The 16,817-nt window shown below is 37.5% G+C and carries 21 protein-coding genes and 1 pseudogene; 2 read left to right on the top strand and 20 right to left on the bottom strand.

The window, feature by feature from the left end:
* Positions 1–205: 205 nt before the first annotated feature.
* The 8 genes from H9655_RS02800 to H9655_RS02765 all read right to left on the bottom strand — a co-directional run bounded on the left by H9655_RS02800 (position 206) and on the right by H9655_RS02765 (position 10,639).
* Positions 206–1,522: a dihydrolipoamide acetyltransferase family protein gene (locus H9655_RS02800; RefSeq protein WP_191810646.1), complete on the bottom strand. Its 1,317-nt coding sequence runs from the start codon at positions 1,520–1,522 to the stop codon at positions 206–208.
* An 87-nt stretch (positions 1,523–1,609) separates the two neighbouring features.
* A complete protein-coding gene (locus tag H9655_RS02795) occupies positions 1,610–2,593 on the bottom strand; it encodes an alpha-ketoacid dehydrogenase subunit beta (protein WP_191810644.1) in 984 nt (327 codons plus the stop codon).
* Between the two features lie 17 nt (positions 2,594–2,610).
* Positions 2,611–3,609, bottom strand: a complete 999-nt coding sequence (locus tag H9655_RS02790) for a thiamine pyrophosphate-dependent dehydrogenase E1 component subunit alpha (protein WP_191810642.1) — start codon at positions 3,607–3,609, stop codon at positions 2,611–2,613.
* A gap of 122 nt (positions 3,610–3,731) precedes the next feature.
* Positions 3,732–5,150: a dihydrolipoyl dehydrogenase gene (lpdA, locus tag H9655_RS02785; RefSeq protein ID WP_191810640.1), complete on the bottom strand. Its 1,419-nt coding sequence runs from the start codon at positions 5,148–5,150 to the stop codon at positions 3,732–3,734.
* Positions 5,151–5,172: 22 nt separating this feature from the next.
* A complete protein-coding gene (buk, locus tag H9655_RS02780) occupies positions 5,173–6,261 on the bottom strand; it encodes a butyrate kinase (RefSeq protein WP_225230430.1) in 1,089 nt (362 codons plus the stop codon).
* Between the two features lie 113 nt (positions 6,262–6,374).
* Entirely contained in the window at positions 6,375–7,472 is a 1,098-nt protein-coding gene (gene bcd, locus H9655_RS02775; RefSeq protein WP_191810638.1) for a branched-chain amino acid dehydrogenase, read from the bottom strand.
* A gap of 37 nt (positions 7,473–7,509) precedes the next feature.
* Positions 7,510–8,412: a phosphate butyryltransferase gene (gene yqiS, locus H9655_RS02770; protein ID WP_191810636.1), complete on the bottom strand. Its 903-nt coding sequence runs from the start codon at positions 8,410–8,412 to the stop codon at positions 7,510–7,512.
* 157 nt (positions 8,413–8,569) lie between these two features.
* Positions 8,570–10,639, bottom strand: coding sequence for a sigma 54-interacting transcriptional regulator (locus H9655_RS02765; RefSeq protein WP_191810634.1), 2,070 nt, complete (start codon positions 10,637–10,639; stop codon positions 8,570–8,572).
* Between the two features lie 214 nt (positions 10,640–10,853).
* Here H9655_RS02765 and H9655_RS02760 point away from each other — a divergent pair, with 214 nt between their 5' ends.
* Positions 10,854–11,093, top strand: a complete 240-nt coding sequence (locus tag H9655_RS02760) for a DUF2627 domain-containing protein (protein WP_191810632.1) — start codon at positions 10,854–10,856, stop codon at positions 11,091–11,093.
* Positions 11,094–11,171: 78 nt separating this feature from the next.
* On the opposite strand, the pseudogene H9655_RS02755 reads toward H9655_RS02760, so the two are convergent.
* From H9655_RS02755 to H9655_RS02735, 5 genes and pseudogenes are all read right to left on the bottom strand, one after another.
* A pseudogene (locus H9655_RS02755) lies at positions 11,172–11,267 on the bottom strand (hypothetical protein); the annotation flags it as partial.
* A gap of 161 nt (positions 11,268–11,428) precedes the next feature.
* The gene (locus H9655_RS02750) at positions 11,429–11,794 is read right to left on the bottom strand and encodes a DUF3846 domain-containing protein (RefSeq protein ID WP_191810630.1); all 366 of its coding nucleotides are present in this window, start codon (positions 11,792–11,794) and stop codon (positions 11,429–11,431) included.
* A 285-nt stretch (positions 11,795–12,079) separates the two neighbouring features.
* Positions 12,080–12,316: a helix-turn-helix domain-containing protein gene (locus H9655_RS02745; protein ID WP_191810628.1), complete on the bottom strand. Its 237-nt coding sequence runs from the start codon at positions 12,314–12,316 to the stop codon at positions 12,080–12,082.
* Positions 12,317–12,328: 12 nt separating this feature from the next.
* Positions 12,329–12,487, bottom strand: a complete 159-nt coding sequence (locus H9655_RS02740) for a hypothetical protein (RefSeq protein ID WP_191810626.1) — start codon at positions 12,485–12,487, stop codon at positions 12,329–12,331.
* 249 nt (positions 12,488–12,736) lie between these two features.
* Positions 12,737–13,354, bottom strand: a complete 618-nt coding sequence (locus H9655_RS02735) for a hypothetical protein (RefSeq protein WP_191810623.1) — start codon at positions 13,352–13,354, stop codon at positions 12,737–12,739.
* A gap of 55 nt (positions 13,355–13,409) precedes the next feature.
* Here H9655_RS02735 and H9655_RS02730 point away from each other — a divergent pair, with 55 nt between their 5' ends.
* Positions 13,410–13,589 carry a hypothetical protein gene (locus H9655_RS02730; RefSeq protein WP_225230383.1) on the top strand — a complete coding sequence of 60 codons (180 nt, stop codon included), beginning with the start codon at positions 13,410–13,412 and terminating at the stop codon, positions 13,587–13,589.
* A gap of 96 nt (positions 13,590–13,685) precedes the next feature.
* On the opposite strand, the gene H9655_RS02725 is transcribed toward H9655_RS02730, so the two are convergent.
* The 7 genes from H9655_RS02725 to H9655_RS02700 all read right to left on the bottom strand — a co-directional run bounded on the left by H9655_RS02725 (position 13,686) and on the right by H9655_RS02700 (position 16,780).
* Complete coding sequence (locus H9655_RS02725) at positions 13,686–14,411, bottom strand: hypothetical protein (RefSeq protein ID WP_191810620.1); 726 nt, start codon at positions 14,409–14,411, stop codon at positions 13,686–13,688.
* 69 nt (positions 14,412–14,480) lie between these two features.
* Complete coding sequence (locus H9655_RS02720) at positions 14,481–15,128, bottom strand: hypothetical protein (protein ID WP_191810618.1); 648 nt, start codon at positions 15,126–15,128, stop codon at positions 14,481–14,483.
* Positions 15,129–15,142: 14 nt separating this feature from the next.
* The gene (locus H9655_RS02715; protein ID WP_191810616.1) at positions 15,143–15,367 is read right to left on the bottom strand and encodes a hypothetical protein; all 225 of its coding nucleotides are present in this window, start codon (positions 15,365–15,367) and stop codon (positions 15,143–15,145) included.
* Positions 15,368–15,640, bottom strand: a complete 273-nt coding sequence (locus H9655_RS02710; RefSeq protein WP_191810614.1) for a hypothetical protein — start codon at positions 15,638–15,640, stop codon at positions 15,368–15,370. It lies immediately after the preceding gene.
* A gap of 41 nt (positions 15,641–15,681) precedes the next feature.
* Entirely contained in the window at positions 15,682–16,146 is a 465-nt protein-coding gene (locus H9655_RS02705) for a phBC6A51 family helix-turn-helix protein (protein ID WP_191810612.1), read from the bottom strand.
* A 15-nt stretch (positions 16,147–16,161) separates the two neighbouring features.
* Positions 16,162–16,563: a hypothetical protein gene (locus H9655_RS22325; RefSeq protein ID WP_225230382.1), complete on the bottom strand. Its 402-nt coding sequence runs from the start codon at positions 16,561–16,563 to the stop codon at positions 16,162–16,164.
* On the bottom strand, positions 16,538–16,780 hold the full coding sequence (locus tag H9655_RS02700; protein WP_191810610.1) for a helix-turn-helix domain-containing protein: 243 nt from the start codon (positions 16,778–16,780) through the stop codon (positions 16,538–16,540). The genes H9655_RS22325 and H9655_RS02700 overlap by 26 nt, the downstream gene beginning before the upstream one ends.
* Positions 16,781–16,817 lie beyond the last annotated feature (37 nt).

Here is a 16,817-nt window from a genome sequence, read left to right as displayed (position 1 = left end):
GTCTAAAAAAGACAGGACCTCCCCTCATCATAGCGATCAAAACATTAATAAAATTCTAATAAATCATATTTTTATTGTATTATAGATAGGAAAAAGCTGCAATCTTTTGTAGAAATCCATCATTTTTATCTTGGGGTGAGTTTTATGAGGTTATTTTCATAAAAAAATGAGAGGCAGCTCGCCTCTCATTTTTTACGATTACTTCTTAGTATACAGAAGTGTTTTCTTTAGAAGTATTTTCAAGAATTTCTCTTACACGTTGCATGAATTGACCACATACTAATCCGTCTAGAACACGGTGGTCAAGAGACATACAAAGGTTAACCATGTCACGAACAGCAATCATACCGTTATCCATTACAACCGGACGTTTAACGATTGATTCCACTTGAAGAATAGCTGCTTGTGGGTGGTTGATGATACCCATTGATTGAACAGAACCGAATGAACCAGTATTATTTACAGTGAAAGTACCACCAGACATATCAGCACCTGTTAATTTACCTGCACGTACTTTACCAGCTAGCTCACCAATTTCACGCGCAATGCCTTTGATTGTTTTTTCATCAGCATTTTTAATTACAGGCGTGTAAAGAGCATCTTGTGTTGCTACGGCAATATTTAAGTTAATATCTTTTTTACGTACAATTTTATCGCCAGCCCACATAGAATTGATTTGTGGATATTCTTTAAGTGCTTGAGCTACTGCTTTTACGAAGAAAGCGAAGAAAGTAAGGTTAAAGCCTTCTTTTTTCTTGAACTCACCTTTAATTGAGTTACGATACTCAACAAGATTTGTTACGTCTACTTCCATCATTGTCCAACCATGAGGTGCCTCATGTTTGCTCTTAAGCATATTAGCTGCAATTGCTTTACGTACACCTGTCACAGGAATTTCTTCATCTCCTGGTACAACTGGTACATTTGTGCCTGCTGCTTTAGCTGGCTTAGAAGGTGCCGCTTTTGGTGCTTCTTGTTTAGGCGCTTCTGCTTTTGCTGGTGCTTCTGCTTTCGGTGCATTATCAGCAGTTGGGATATTACCAGACTCAATAATTTTATTTAAGTCTTTACGTGTAATTCTTCCGCCAGCTCCTGTACCAGCCACTTGGCTAAGATCAATTCCGTGCTCTTGAGATAGCTTAAGCACTGCTGGAGAATAACGTCCAGCTTTTGGCGCATCCGCTGCAGGTGTAGAAGCTTGCGATTTAGCTTCTTCTTTCGGCGCTTCCTCTTTTGCAGGAGCAGATGATCCTTCTGTAGCTTGCGCATCACTGCTTCCGCCTTCAGTTTCAATCGTTAAAATGACTTCGCCTACTTCATACGTGCCATCTTCTTCAGCAATTAATTCTTTGATTACTCCATCAAAAGACGAAGGAACCTCAGCATTTACTTTATCAGTCATTACTTCTGCAAGTGGATCGTATTTATTTACTTTATCACCAACAGATACTAACCATTTACTAATTGTACCTTCTGTTACACTTTCACCTAATTGAGGCATTTTGATTTGTTCGATAGCCATTATTAAAGTGACCTCCTTATTACTTATCACATCTATTTAGAATGCGGCAAAAAGAGTCGGATTTCCGCTCTCATTGCCACTTTTTGATTAATATTCAGCTAATTCTCTCATTGCTTTTTCTACTTTATCCGGGTTAACCATGAAGAATTTCTCCATTGTTGGTGCATATGGCATTGCTGGTACATCTGGACCTGCAAGACGCATAATCGGTGCATCTAAGTCAAATAGGCAGTTCTCAGCAATAATAGAACCTACTTCACCCATAATGCTTCCTTCTTTAGTATCTTCTGTAAGAAGAAGGACTTTACCCGTTTTAGAAGCTGCTTCAATAATTGCTTCTTTATCTAATGGATAAACCGTACGTAAGTCTAAAATGTGAGCAGAGATACCATCTTTCGCTAGTTTTTCTGCTGCTTGAAGTGCAAAGTGTACGCATAAACCGTAAGTGATGATTGTAATATCTTCACCTTCACGTTTCACATCAGCTTTACCAATTGGTAGTACATAATCATCTTCAGGTACTTCACCTTTAATTAAACGGTAAGCACGTTTATGCTCAAAGAACATAACAGGATCGTCATCACGAATCGCTGCTTTTAAAAGTCCTTTTGCATCATATGGAGTAGAAGGCATCACAATTTTTAAACCTGGTTGGTTTGCAAATACAGCTTCTACTGATTGAGAGTGATAAAGGGCACCGTGAACGCCGCCGCCATATGGTGCACGAATAACCATTGGTGCACTCCAGTCGTTATTAGAACGGTAACGAACTTTTGCCGCTTCTGAAATAATTTGGTTGACAGCAGGCATGATGAAATCAGCAAATTGCATTTCTGCAATTGGACGCATACCGTACATTGCTGCTCCAACACCAACACCAGCGATTGCAGATTCTGCAAGTGGTGTATCTAGCACACGGTCTTCACCAAATTTTTCATATAAGCCGTTTGTCGCTTTAAAAACGCCACCTTTACGACCAACGTCTTCTCCTAGTACAAATACTTTTGGGTCTCTTTCCATTTCTTCGCGCATCGCTAAAGTGATCGCGTCAATATAAGACATTACTGCCATGTGTTATTCCCCCCTACTTATTCTGCGTACACATATTTCAATGCATCTTCTGCATCGGCATATGGTGCATTTTCAGCATAATCAGTTGCTTCATTCACGATTTTCATAATGCGATCGTTCATTTCTTTTTCTTTTTCATCATCAAAGATGCCAATTTCTTTTAAGTATGCTGCAAAAGTAATAATCGAATCTTTTTCTTTTGCTGCAGCTACTTCTTCACGATCACGGTAGCTACGGTCATCATCATCAGAAGAGTGTGGAGTTAAGCGATAAGAAACCGTTTCAACTAATGTAGGGCCTTCACCTTTACGTCCACGATCTGCTGCTTCTTTAACTGCTTGGTACACTGCTAATGGATCGTTACCATCTACAGTTACACCAGGCATACCGTAACCGATTGCACGATCTGATACTTTTTCACATGCCAATTGTTTTTCAATTGGTACAGAGATCGCATACTTATTATTTTCACACATGAAAATAACTGGTAATTTATGAACACCTGCAAAGTTTGCTCCTTCGTGGAAGTCTCCTTGGTTAGAAGAACCTTCTCCGAAAGTAACGAAAGTACAAAGATCTTTATTTTCCATTTTTCCAGCAAGTGCAATACCTACTGCGTGAGGAACTTGAGTTGTAACTGGAGAAGAACCTGTTACGATACGGTTTTTCTTTTGTCCAAAGTGACCTGGCATTTGACGGCCACCTGAGTTAGGATCTTCCGCTTTAGCGAATGCTGATAACATTAATTCTTTCGCAGTCATACCGAATGCAAGAACAACGCCCATGTCACGATAATATGGAAGGGCATAATCTTTCTCTCTGTCTAATGCAAAAGATGCACCTACTTGCGCAGCCTCTTGTCCTTGACATGAAATAACGAAAGGAATTTTACCTGCACGGTTTAAAAGCCACATACGCTCGTCAATACGGCGTGCTAAAAGCATGGTTTCATACATTTCTAATACTTGCTCATCACTTAAACCTAAAGCTTTATGACGATTTTTAGTTTTACCCATTTCAAAACCTCCTAAATATATATAGAAGAACGTGGAACGCTCTTATATTCTCCACTTTATAAAGTAGGCTTCTAGATATTTTAAAAACAAATCTAGAAGTCCACTTTTATTACCCGAAACGCTTATCCGTGAATCGCTTTTCCGTCTACTGCTAATGCAGCTTCTCCGATTGCTTCAGATAAAGTTGGGTGAGGGTGAATCGTATGTGCTACTTCCCATGGTGTAGCATCTAATACTTTTGCAAGACCTGCTTCTGTAATCATATCTGTCACATGTGGTCCAATCATGTGAACACCTAAAATGTCATCTGTTTCTTCATCAGCAACAATTTTCACGAATCCATCAGACTCACCAAATACAAGTGCTTTACCAATAGCACGGAACATGAATTTACCGACTTTTACTTTATAGCCTTGTTCCTTTGCTTGGTCTTCTGTGATACCTACACTTGCAGCTTCTGGTGAAGAATAGATACATTTAGAGACAAGATCATAATCCATTGGCTCTGGATTTTGGTCTGCAATATGCTCAACTGCATGAATTCCTTCGTGTGAAGCAACATGTGCAAGTTGAAGGCCACCAATTACATCACCAATTGCATAAATATGTGATTCTTTTGTTTGGTAATGTTCGTTTACAACGATGCTACCTTTTTCTACTTGGATATCTGTGTTCTCAAGGCCAATACCTTCAGTGTTCGCTTGGCGCCCAACAGAAACTAGCAGTTTTTCTGCTGAGAATTCTTGTGTTTCGCCTTTTACTTCAGCAGAAACCGTTACTCCGCCATCTTGTTTCAATGTTTCAGGAAGTACTTTCGCTTTTGTAACGATATTCACACCACGTTTTTTAAGTAGGCGTTGCATTTCCTTACTTACATCCTTATCTTCGGTAGGGATAATACGGTCAGCAAATTCTAAAACAGTTACTTCAGCACCGAAATCTGCAAGCATAGACGCCCACTCAATACCGATTACTCCGCCACCTACGATAATAATTGATTTAGGGATTTCTTCCATAGATAATGCTTCATCAGAAGTCATCACATTACCGCCAACTTCTAGACCTGGTAATGTTCTTGGGCGAGATCCTGTTGCCACAATTACATTTTTAGGGACAAGCATTTCATTCTCATCACCATTGTTCATTTCAACAGAAATCGTTCCTGCTGTAGGTGAGAAGATAGATGGTCCTAGTATACGTCCGAAACCATCGTAAACATCAATTTTCCCTTGTTTCATTAAATGTTGAACACCTTTGTGCAATTGATCAACAATTTTACCTTTTCTTTCTTGTACTTTTGCAAAGTTTACTGATACATCACCAGTAGAAATACCGAACTCATCACTATTTTTTGCAGTCGCATACACTTCTGCACTTCTTAGTAATGCTTTACTTGGGATACAACCTTTATGAAGGCAAGTCCCGCCAAGATTTCCTTTTTCTACTAACGCTGTTTTAAGACCAAGCTGAGAAGCACGAATAGCAGCTACATAACCACCTGTACCTCCGCCAAGAATGACTAAATCATATTCTTGTGCCATTAATAAACCCTCCTATTACTACTTACTTAACCGTTGTTGTATTTAATTCATCAATCGAGTAATTCTTAGCTTCTTCTTCGCCACGAAGAACACGTAGTGCACCTTCTGCAAGTGCTTGAAGCTCATCTTCACCAGGTTCAATGATGACATCTGCAATCCAGTTAACATAGCTTGAAATATCATTTACAAATGCTTTCCCATAAGCTAGTCCACCTGTTAAAATGATCGCGTCTACTTTACCTTTTAGTACCGCACTTGCTGTACCAATTTCTTTAGCAATTTGGTAACCCATTGCATCGTAAACAAGCTTCGCTTTCTCATCGCCAGCTTCAATCATTTTTTCAACTTTCACAGCATCGTTTGTCCCAAGGTAGCCAACAAGACCGCCTTCACCAACTAGCATACTCATGATTTCTTCACGGTAATATTCACCAGAGAAACACATATCAATAAGGTCACCAGCTGGAACTGTTCCTGCACGCTCTGGACTGAATGGTCCTTCACCGTGAAGTGCATTATTCACATCAATGACACGACCTTTTTCATGTGCACCAACAGAAACACCGCCACCCATATGCGTAACAATTAAGTTTAGGTCTTCGTATTTTTTACCTAATTTTTTTGATACTCTTCTTGCTACTGCTTTTTGATTTAATGCATGGAATATGCTTGTTTTATCAATTTGTGGGAAACCAGTAACGCGGGCGATCGGAGCTAATTCATCAACGACAACCGGATCGACAATAAAGGAAGGTATATTTAGACCTGAAGCAATTTCGTAAGCCAAAATCCCACCTAAATTGGATGCGTGCTGACCAGCATAACCAACTTTTAAGTCCTCAATCATTTCTTTGTTAACCGCATAAGTACCACCAGGAATTGGACGAAGAAGTCCTCCACGACCGACAACTGCGCTTAGTTTTGAAATGTTAATTCCTTCAGCATCTAATGTTTCTAAAATAGCGTTTTTACGGAACTCATATTGATCGAAAATTGTTTTAAACTTTTTAATCTCGTCTGTATCATGTCTTAATGTTTTTTCAAACACTGAGCTATCATTATCGAAAACACCGATCTTCGTAGAAGTAGATCCTGGGTTGATGACGAGCATTCTCTTGATTTGATCTTGCACAACTGACCCTCCATTATTTATCCTATTTTGACATTACATAAGGAAGTAGCTCGCGCCGACTTGGGCGCTCGCCACTTCAATATGAACCATTATTACTTGCGGCGGCTTAAGATGTGATGACCATTTTGAAGGAATGTGCTACGAGATTGTTTCATTGTCGCAATTCTTTCTTCTGCCATACGGTCAGCAGCTTTATAAGTTGGAATATTTTCTTCTTTAGAAATTTGCATAATACGGTCAATTGTATCGTATAGACCTTCAACTTTTTTCATAGCACGTTCAGCATTGTAACCATAAAGTTCGTCAGCAACGTTAATTACACCACCAGCATTGATTACATAGTCAGGAGCGTATACAATACCCATTTCGTGGATTTGATCACCGTGACGTTCTTCTTTTAATTGGTTGTTAGCAGAACCTGCGATAACTTTTGCTTTAAGTTGTGGAATTGTATCATCGTTTACAGTTGCACCTAATGCACATGGAGCATAGATATCACATTCAACACCATAAATGTCATTAATTCCTACTGCTTCTGCACCGAAATCATCAACTGCACGTTGAACAGCTTCTTCGTTAATATCCGTTACGATTAATTTTGCTCCTTCTTCATGAAGGTGTTTACATAAGTGATAAGCAACGTTACCTACACCTTGAACAGCAATTGTTTTACCTTCAAGAGAATCAGTTCCGAATGCTGCTTTTGCTGCTGCTTTCATACCTACGTATACACCGTAAGCAGTTACAGGAGACGGGTTACCAGAAGAACCGAATGCTGGAGAAATACCAGTTACATAATCAGTTTCTTCATGGATAAGGTCCATATCAGCCACAGTTGTACCTACATCCTCTGCAGTGATATAACGTCCGTTAAGTCCTTGAATATAACGTCCGAAAGCACGGAATAATGCTTCATTTTTATCTTTTTTAGGATCGCCGATGATAACTGTTTTACCACCACCAAGGTTAAGTCCAGCTGCAGCATTTTTATAAGTCATACCTTTTGCAAGACGAAGTGCATCTTCAATTGCCGCTTCTTCTGACTCATAAGTCCACATACGTGTTCCACCTAGTGCAGGCCCTAAAGTTGTATCATGAATAGCGATGATTGCTTTTAATCCTGATTCTTTATCTTGGCAAATAACGACTTGTTCGTAATCATATTTCTCTAGATATTTAAAAATTTCCATGGTTGTAAATCCTCCTTGTTTTTAAAAAGAAAATATATTATTTAGCAGAGCAAATAGCTAAAGCAAGTGAATATAACTTACTTTCTGCTGAGTCTGCTCTGGAAGTTAATACGATTGGTGCTTTTGCACCTGCAATCACTGCACCAACTTTTGCTTGAGCAAAGTAGATCAATGATTTGTATAAAGCATTTCCAACTTCGATAGTAGGGACAAGTAAGATATCTGCTCGTCCAGCAACATCACTTGTAATACCTTTATGCTCGGCAGCTTCAATAGAAACTGCATTATCAAGTGCTAAAGGTCCATCAACGATGCAGTCTTTAATTTGACCACGCTGATTCATTTGCGTTAATGCCGCCGCATCTAATGTTGCTTGCATATTTGGGTTTACTACCTCAACCGCAGCAATTGGTGCAACTTTAGGCATTTCTACCCCAATACTCTTAGCGATACCTACTGCATTAGCTGTTATTTGCGCTTTTTGACTCAAATCAGGCGCAATATTCATCGCAGCATCAGTAACAATTGTAAATTTGTCAAAGTTAGGAACTTCAAACACAGCAACATGTGAAAGAACGCTACCAGTTCTTAAGCCATATTCTTTGTTAAGTACGGCTTTTAGAATAACTGCTGTAGGAACATTTCCTTTCATCAGTACGCTTGCTTTTTTTTCTTTGACAGATTTAACCGCCATTTCAGCAGCTAAAGCAGCTGTTTCAGCATGCATAATTGTTAGATGGTCGCTACTAGCGATATCCGCATGGTTGGCATTCAGTATTTGCGTAATCTTTTCAGAGTTACCGAATAACAGAAAGCTTGCCATGTTTTTCTTTAGTGCACCAGCTACAGCTTCTAACACTTCTTCGTCTTCTGCTGCAGCAACTGCAACTACATTGCCTTCATATTGGGTTGCTTTCTCTATAAGCGAATCCAATTTCATCTGTCTCAACCCCTTTACTTCAAAGTGCGTGCAAGTAAAAAATTTTTTTTGCTGCACTCATCTTTTTATTATGCAATTACCGTGCCAAAATTAAAATGCGATGAAAACGCTTTATTAGGAATAAATACACCGTGAAATTTATTGCAAACCATGCAAATCATTGCATGCTTTTATTTTCAATTTGATATTTTTCTAATTTATAGTATAAATTTCTTACCGATAACCCTAAATCCTTGGCAGCTTGTGTCTTATTTCCACCTGCTTGTTTCATTGCTTTCGTAATAATTTCTTTTTCAAAACCTTCTAGCTGCTTTGCTAATGGCTCTCCTTGCTGAATAGATACATGCATTTCAGAATCAGCGAGAACAGGGATATCACTATTCGTTAATGTAGATACATGTTCACTGTCAATATGTGTTTGATAACCCATAAATATAATCGCTCTTCCAATAATATTATCTAATTCACGGACATTACCTGGCCAATCATATGCCATTAAAACCTTCATTGCTTCTTCTGTCACACCTTCTACATTACGGCCATATTCAATATTAATTTTTTCAATTAAGCGATCCACTAATAAAGGGATATCTTCTTTTCTTTTTCTTAAAGACGGAATATGAATTGGCATTCGATTCAAACGGTAGTATAAATCCTCTCTAAATCCGCCGTTCGCAATGGCTTTTTCCAAATTAACATTTGTCGCAGCAATAATTCGGACGTTAATCTGAAGAGGCTTCGTACCACCTACTCGGGTAATCTCTCCTTCTTGTAACACCCTTAATAGTTTAGCCTGTGTGCTGGCAGTTAACTCGCCAATTTCATCCAAAAAGATACTTCCTTTATCCGCTTCTTCAAACAAGCCCCTTTTCCCGCCTCTTTTCGCACCAGAAAAAGCACCTTCCTCATAACCAAATAATTCACTTTCCAATAGTGATTCCGATAAGGCAGCACAGTTTACACGAACAAATTTATTATATTTACGGTCACTTGCATTATGAATGGCATGTGCAAATAATTCTTTACCGGTACCAGACTCGCCCCTAAGCAGTACGGTTGCTGGTGTTTTCGCTCCTAGCTTAGCCTGTTCAATAGCAATTGCCATTTCATCCGACTGACCAATAATATCCTCAAAAGTATACTTAGCTTCTAAATTTCTAATAATTTGTCTCGCTCGGTTTAATTCTCGACTCATACTTTGTAAGTCTGAAACGTCATGCAAAACCCCGACGCTTCCTTTTAGAATGCCATCTACAATTACGGGCGCTACATTGACAATGACCTCTTTTCTCTTTGGGCCAACCCGCATTGGCACACCTCTAATGGCTCTGCGTGTTTTTAGTACCTTCATGTGAACACTTTCACCTTCTGAAATATCAGCGGTTGCAGGTTTACCGATCACTTCTTCTTCTGCTAATCCAGTGATTTTTGAATAAGCCGGGTTAATAATTAGGCCTTTCCCATCTTCATCTACAACAGAAATCGCTTCATCGCTTGAATGAATAATCGCTTGAAGCATTGTTTTTAAGTTTTTCAAATCAGTAATTTCTTCTGCTAGATTAACTAATTCCGTAATGTCTTTAAAAATAGATACCGCACCGATTAATTGACCGTTGTCACCGATAACAGGAATTCTCGTTGTAATAATTTTCAACCCACTACCTAAAACAAACTCTTGATTTGTTTCCACTCTTCTTGAATGCAATACTCTCGGCAGTAAGCTTCCATTAATCACTTCCCCAATTTTTTTACCTAGCACTTGTTTTTTATTTAATCCTGTCATTGTTTCAGCACTTTTATTAAAGAGAATAATTTCTTCATCTGGATTGATGACTATCATGCCATTATCAGTCGTATTAAAAATGAGGTTGAATTTATATGTTTGATTAGAAAGAGCGGATATGAGCTCTTCCTTTTGCTGCAAAAGCTTGGCCATTAAATAAGCAACACTACCAGGGATAAAAATAATTTTTTCTTTTATGGAAGATCTAATTTCTTTACTTACTTCTTCATCTCCTGTTACTTCAATAATAATATCAGCAGATTGTTTAACAATTTGACGCCAATCATAACCTATTTGCACACCATCTTCACTCGCAAGTTTAAGTCCATTTGCATGAGGATTAATGTCAACAACCGCTGTTACTTTTAACATTTCTGTTTCTTTTAATAATCGATAGATAGAGGAGCCGCCTTGACCTGCCCCGATGATAATTACCTTTTGCATACCTTCACCCTACCCTGAATATTCTTTCAAACAAACTATGCAATTTCTTTCATTTATAATGTAACCTTATTTGCACTTGTTGACAAATATCTTATCCTGTTAGTGTAAATATTTATTCACATATGACTTTCAAAGGAAATCTTCCTTTAATAAACGTTTTGTATCATATATAATGAGTTTATTGAATATTTTAGCAGCGGAAGAAAGGAATAATATGATTAGACTAATTGCTTTAATGATACTTGTACTTCCCGGTGTTTTAGCGGTATATGGAATTAAATTAATGAGGGATATGGTATTTGGCATTTTACAAAGCCCTTTTCCTTCTTTACAATTGCAATTTGTGTGTGGATTATTATTTGTAATATTAGGTATTGCCTTTATTGCTGGATTTATTTTACATCGTGATCGCAAACGAAATAAAGTGCAAGATCGTTTTAAAAAAGAATCATAAAAAGCGTCAGCATTTTTCATTATGCTGACGCTTTTTTTGTTTATTCGAGCGAACGATCTGTTCACAAGCCTAGCTTTTTCAAGAAGCCTTATGTTCTAATCTTAACTTGTCTGCCACCATTGCAATAAATTCTGAGTTAGTTGGTTTGGCCTTTGTCATGCTGACTGTATATCCACTGATATATCAAGAGTTTGAACAGTTCGTTTGTTTATTAACTTCATTTATTTATGGGTATGTAAAATCTGTATTAATTGGTTAAATTTCGCTTACACTTTTTATTATAATATCAGCCTGTACATACGTCAATCAGAACTGTGTCTTTACTGAAACATTATTTAGCCCAGTCTCATAAGTTTATTATCAATAAACAAATCACAGATAAGTTCAACTTGCTGGTCGGTTAATCCCGTAATATTACCCTGTTCATCCTGGCAAGCAAAGATGGCATTACCGGCCACCACGGATTCCGGTATATTATTCTCATTCAGAATTATAAAGTTCCCCTTACTGCCGTCAACCAGGCCTTTTCCATTTATGTAAATATAGATACCATGAGAAAGTTCAATGACATCCACTGAACCACCCAAAATATTATGGAAACTTTCAAGTGAATTTTCTAACGTCACAGCTTTTAAATCTTCTCCTACCATTGCCGTAACTACCTCTATCCTTATAGTCTTTTCAGTAATATTTGTGTTCATTTATAATTTCCCCTTTAATTTACATTGTTAATAGCTGAATCCATGCAGATATACCTGTAACAAGCATGATTATAATACATAATGAAGAAAATCCGTATATAAACATTGCTTCAACAAAGCCAATTCTTTCTACTCCGAAAAAATACAGGTTTAACTTTCGATATGATTTTGGTATTATATTCAGTGACAAGGTTTTATTAATCCTTTCGGAGTTCCCTTTGTATGCCAGTACAGGGGAACTTTTTGTTATTTTGAATATTAATATTCATTTTGTTTTTTTTACAACTATACTAGAACTATATATTTGTTAGTTCGTGTACTATCTCTAACAACCTTTACTAAACCAGCTTCCTCCAATGCGTTCAGGTTGCTTATGACTGTTTTCCTTGTCAACGAACTGTAGTAACTTATTTCATTGAAAGAAACCCCTTCTGAAGCTTGCAGTGCTTTCAGAATAACCAGTATTAATTTCTGCGAACTGGTCACCCCTTCACGTTCCAAAACCTTTAGTATTTCATCCATTATTTCACCACCTTAAAATAAGCCAATGAAAAACTGCACCACCCATATAATTCCTGCCACAACCGCAGCCAAAACACCGATAATAAGAAGTGCTAAAAACCCTTCAAACACTAAAGCAAACATGGCAATAAAGAAAATTATAACTAATGCAGTAAAGAATATCTCAAGCAATAGCTTCCCCCTCCCTAGTACATGGTGTGAAAGTATAATTCTTCCCTGTCTTATTTCATGTCCATTCGACAGTACCCATTGATGGGCATATGAAAGAATTCTTGTGTTCAGTTTGTTACATTAACTAGTATAATAATTACACTAATAAAAGTCAATATGTTGAATTAAAAAAGTTAGTTACGATGCATTTTATTGATATAAATGGTTCTACTTAACCTCGTGTATTTTCTAAACTTTCTTTTGGAACATTTAAAAGTTCAACAACACTGCATCTTGAATAAAGTGACAAGTTGTACCTGTGTAATTTATCTTTTTTTCCATTTCCGTAATCTGAAGCTTTTCTTCAATTTCTTTGATATGACGATTCTTGAAATTATTCAGTTTTGTATTTGCTTCTAACACTGCCATAAAGTCACCTGAAGCAACAGCTTTGCCTACTTCAGCCTGAAGCCTATCTTCTTCATTGAGATCAACAGTCTTTACTTCCGTAGTAACCTTTTCTTCTATATTTAACAGCTGTGTTCTGACTTCCTTTGCGACTTCAGAATCTCTAAGTAACATACCTACACGTAAAATTGCACGTCTTGGGTAGTAGTTACTTACCCCATATGCAATTGTTGTCCCATCATCTAGTTTGTAGTGTCCCTTATGTGATTTAGTCCTTAACTTATTGTTAACCACTAAATCTTTCCCCTTAATAGAAACCATTCCGTCAGAAATGATTTCATCCTTATGCCGAGATAAAATCATTGATATGACATGCTTACCCACCTCATAAAAGTCTGCTACTTGCTGTGTTGTAGCCAATTCTGTATTCGGTAAAAGTAACAAACCTTTCACACGGTCTAACACTTCCACACGTTCCATGTACTGTTCTCTTACACCTGGAATAGTTTTCTATGGTATAATTCAAGTAAAATTAATGGGGAATGTGATTCCAGTGAATGAAGAAAGATGTGTTGAATTACTAAATGAAATTAGCAACCGTTTCGATTCAATGTTTGCTGAAATTAAAAATGATGTGCAGGATATTAAGGAAAGTGTAGATAGGATTGAAGCTAACTACGGGGTAGTATCAGAACTTTTAAAACTGAAACGCTGAGAATCAACCTACAACGCACTTAACTTTTATACTGTGTATCAGTATCAAGTAAATGCAATTCATAGACAAAAAAAAAGAAACCCTGTCAGATGGCATTTAACCTACCTGAACAGGGTTATTGTGTGTCTTATTATTATTAGCTAAAGCATCGTTAATCGTTTCATACGGAATGGCAAAACCTTCTAACATTACACCTGCGGTCATGTCTGCGAATTTACTTGTCATCACAGGCTTATATTGATAGCCAGCTTCATTAAAATGGTGTTGAACTGTGGATTCTGTTTTTAGAATTCCATCACACATATTACCGATATTGCCAACTTCCTGAAGATATGCAGTTTTGAGTTCCTGTATCCGTGCATATTTCACTGTTACTTCCCTTGCGACTTCTGACAAATACTCGTCCTTCAAGGCTTCTATCTCTGCGATTATCTTCAGAATATCTTCTTTTTTATAGCTTTCTACATTCGATATTTCATCTGATACCGCATTCAACGCTTCTTCAAACGGTTTTACTTTCTCACGTTCTGAATGCACATCAGCTTCAGGTATCATCTTTAATTTGTATTGCCTTGTAATTTCAGATAAATCCGAGTACGCATTCTCATATTCCCAAAGTGCTGTATTATATTTACCCTGTAGATCAGCCAGGCTTTTATCATAGCCAGCAGTAATCTGCGATAGTTCTTGCTGTAATAACTCCACTCTTTTAATAGTCTTTGGTTTGTTATCAGTCTTGTTACTCTCACCAGGTACTTCTCTTTTACCTTCCTTATCTTTCTTGAACAGTCGTTTCAGCGTTTCTTTTACTTTCCGCAACATATGTATATCCCCTTTCAAATAAAAAAATAGGTGGAACTGTGTAGACAGACCACCTTTGATTATCGTTATTTATTTAATTGCTTCTGCTAACTCCCTATCTACTGTACCTTTTACATATGCATTCTCTATTTCTTCTTTTGTGACCGTGCAACCTGGTCTGTACGGTGCATATGCTTCAAGGAAGTTATCAGGGTTTACATAGGATGTATAGCTATACGACTTCATGCCAAGTTCAACTTCTAATTCACTTACCCAAACCCCCTGATATTCAACAGGGAAAATTTCTTTTGCTTCTGCATGTATTGCCTTTAGGTAATCGTATTTCATTGCCAGCATCTTCTTCTTTTTCTCTGCGACAAATATAGCCTTCTCTCTATTATATTCAGCAGATAGTCCTTTTGCTTGACTGTAAACCTTCTTCAGTTCATCTTTCATCAATCCATCAATATCAGCAATTTTCTTCTGTGCCACGTGCAAGACAGCTTTCTTATCGTCAATTGCTTTACGTTCTGCCTGGTACGCTTCGAGTGACACAAGATTTAAAACATACGATTTATACAGTTCATGGATATTATCTTCTCCTTCTGCAATTTCTTGTGTAAGTGTTTCTACTTCTTGCTGGGCATTCTCTTTTGCTTTCTCATATGTCTCATGAATTTCCTTAATCTCAGTGTGCAAGTCTTTCAATTGCTGAACTGCTGTTTTTGTTTTAGCCATTTATCTCTTCCCCTTTATCGTTCATCTTTAACAAATTGACCGTCATTATTTATTACATAAGAAGCTTCACCATCAAAGAAAGCAACTAACTTTTTTTCCTTATGACTTCTTTCAGCTTTTTCTAAGAACAGAAGCCGTTCTTCTAAAAACTTTTTCTCTTCAATGATATTATCAACCAGTTTCTTTTTCATTTCATCCAACTTTTGCGGGTCATATATGATTGGTTCAGTATTAGCCATTTATCTCTTCCCCACCCCATCTAATTTTTTGTTTAACGCTGCGAGTTGCTGTGTGAGTTCAGCAAGCTGTTGCTGTTCAGGTGATAACACCGGTGCAGGCATATTTGCTAATTCTTCAGCTTCCTGTTGCTTCCTAGTTTCAGCTTCTAATTGTCTTGCTTCTTCGTAATATGAGGAAATGTCTTTTAGTGGTTGCTTACTATGTTCAATACGCTGTAATATCTTTTTTCCTTCTTCTGTGATTTCCTGTTGGGCTAATGTTACTTGTGTCATCTAAATATCTCTCCCTTTTCATTTCGCTTTGTATGTCAGTACTAACCTTTTAATCTTTGTAATAGTGCGTTACGTTTGTCTTCTACTGTCTTATCTTGGGCTTTCTCATGTTCTGATACAATACCTAACTCCTCCATGTTACGTTGGCGGTCTGCTTCAACTACGTGTTCAAAGAGTTTAGTGTATAACTCAATCTCACGCACGCCACCTTTTTCACTTAACGCCATGGACTTAACCTTTTGTTTAATTTTTTCATGGGTTTCCCATTCGCTATCCGTAACCAGGCTTCGCCTTAACGTAGCAAGATAACTCTCGAATACAGGTCTCTTTTTCCAGTCGTACCAAGTTTCTGTACTTTTATTGTGCTTCCTGCAGAAGTCGGCAATCTTAATCCCAGTAGTATACCTTTCAGTTACGAAAGCCTGGGCAAGCTTAACTTGTTCATCCGTCAACCCTGTAGGGACTGGGACATTCTTCATACCTTGCTTCAATTCTTCATTTGTCACGTATACTCACACTCCTTATTGGTTCACGTGAATTTTTGTTTGGTTTATTACCGCTTTAGGATTAACGTGTTGCCACCTGGACACTTTTCTTTGTGCATTTTGCTGATACAAGTTAGACTTCAATATGTCCTCCAGCAACACTATACAACGCTTTACGTTCACTGTTTTACTTCGTAAGGTCATCTCAATTTCTTCTAAATCAGCAATCAATTTGTATTTGTTCATCTTACAGTAAGCTTTGTATGTACCGACATGAATTTGTTCAGTGCCGTAATTCACATAGTAAACGAATTGCTGGTTGCGGATTTCTGTAATAGTCTCAGCTAGGATGACTAGTAAGATTGGCTTATATTGTCTGTGATTATCACCTTGCAGAACCTTATAAAGATAATTAAGGTTGTCCCGTATCTGTTCCACTGTACTCATTCCTTTCTTTTAAAAAATTGATATCTTTTTCTGTAATCCCAGCTGAACGTAGAACTGATTTAATTTTTTGTCTAAGTGCTGGTTGCATTTGAACAGAACCGGCTTCAATTTTGCTAATGACCGAGTAATGTATAGAAACTTTCTCAGCCAGTTCCTTTTGCGATAGACCAGCCAGTTGTCTTATCTGTTTTAATAACTCCGGATTCATATGTGTACCTCCATTTCGCTTAGGTATATAAAATGCA

Source organism: Cytobacillus stercorigallinarum (assembly GCF_014836495.1).
GTDB lineage: Bacteria > Bacillota > Bacilli > Bacillales > Cytobacillaceae > Cytobacillus > Cytobacillus stercorigallinarum.
The sequence above is the reverse complement of the archived record's forward strand: the minus strand, read 5'-3'. Positions and strand labels throughout refer to the sequence as shown.

Coding starts and splice junctions, on each gene's coding strand:
- H9655_RS02730 (WP_225230383.1), top strand. CDS start 13,410: ATGGGGAATGTGATTCCAGTGAATGAAGAAAGATGTGTTGAATTACTA.
- H9655_RS02735 (WP_191810623.1), bottom strand. CDS start 13,354: ATGGAACGTGTGGAAGTGTTAGACCGTGTGAAAGGTTTGTTACTTTTA.
- H9655_RS02725 (WP_191810620.1), bottom strand. CDS start 14,411: ATGTTGCGGAAAGTAAAAGAAACGCTGAAACGACTGTTCAAGAAAGAT.
- H9655_RS02790 (WP_191810642.1), bottom strand. CDS start 3,609: ATGGGTAAAACTAAAAATCGTCATAAAGCTTTAGGTTTAAGTGATGAG.
- H9655_RS02765 (WP_191810634.1), bottom strand. CDS start 10,639: ATGCAAAAGGTAATTATCATCGGGGCAGGTCAAGGCGGCTCCTCTATC.
- H9655_RS02800 (WP_191810646.1), bottom strand. CDS start 1,522: ATGGCTATCGAACAAATCAAAATGCCTCAATTAGGTGAAAGTGTAACA.
- H9655_RS02710 (WP_191810614.1), bottom strand. CDS start 15,640: ATGACACAAGTAACATTAGCCCAACAGGAAATCACAGAAGAAGGAAAA.
- buk (WP_225230430.1), bottom strand. CDS start 6,261: ATGCTCGTCATCAACCCAGGATCTACTTCTACGAAGATCGGTGTTTTC.
- H9655_RS02720 (WP_191810618.1), bottom strand. CDS start 15,128: ATGGCTAAAACAAAAACAGCAGTTCAGCAATTGAAAGACTTGCACACT.
- H9655_RS02760 (WP_191810632.1), top strand. CDS start 10,854: ATGATTAGACTAATTGCTTTAATGATACTTGTACTTCCCGGTGTTTTA.
- H9655_RS02750 (WP_191810630.1), bottom strand. CDS start 11,794: ATGAACACAAATATTACTGAAAAGACTATAAGGATAGAGGTAGTTACG.
- lpdA (WP_191810640.1), bottom strand. CDS start 5,150: ATGGCACAAGAATATGATTTAGTCATTCTTGGCGGAGGTACAGGTGGT.
- H9655_RS02795 (WP_191810644.1), bottom strand. CDS start 2,593: ATGGCAGTAATGTCTTATATTGACGCGATCACTTTAGCGATGCGCGAA.
- bcd (WP_191810638.1), bottom strand. CDS start 7,472: ATGGAAATTTTTAAATATCTAGAGAAATATGATTACGAACAAGTCGTT.
- H9655_RS02715 (WP_191810616.1), bottom strand. CDS start 15,367: ATGGCTAATACTGAACCAATCATATATGACCCGCAAAAGTTGGATGAA.
- yqiS (WP_191810636.1), bottom strand. CDS start 8,412: ATGAAATTGGATTCGCTTATAGAGAAAGCAACCCAATATGAAGGCAAT.
- H9655_RS02700 (WP_191810610.1), bottom strand. CDS start 16,780: ATGAATCCGGAGTTATTAAAACAGATAAGACAACTGGCTGGTCTATCG.
- H9655_RS02745 (WP_191810628.1), bottom strand. CDS start 12,316: ATGGATGAAATACTAAAGGTTTTGGAACGTGAAGGGGTGACCAGTTCG.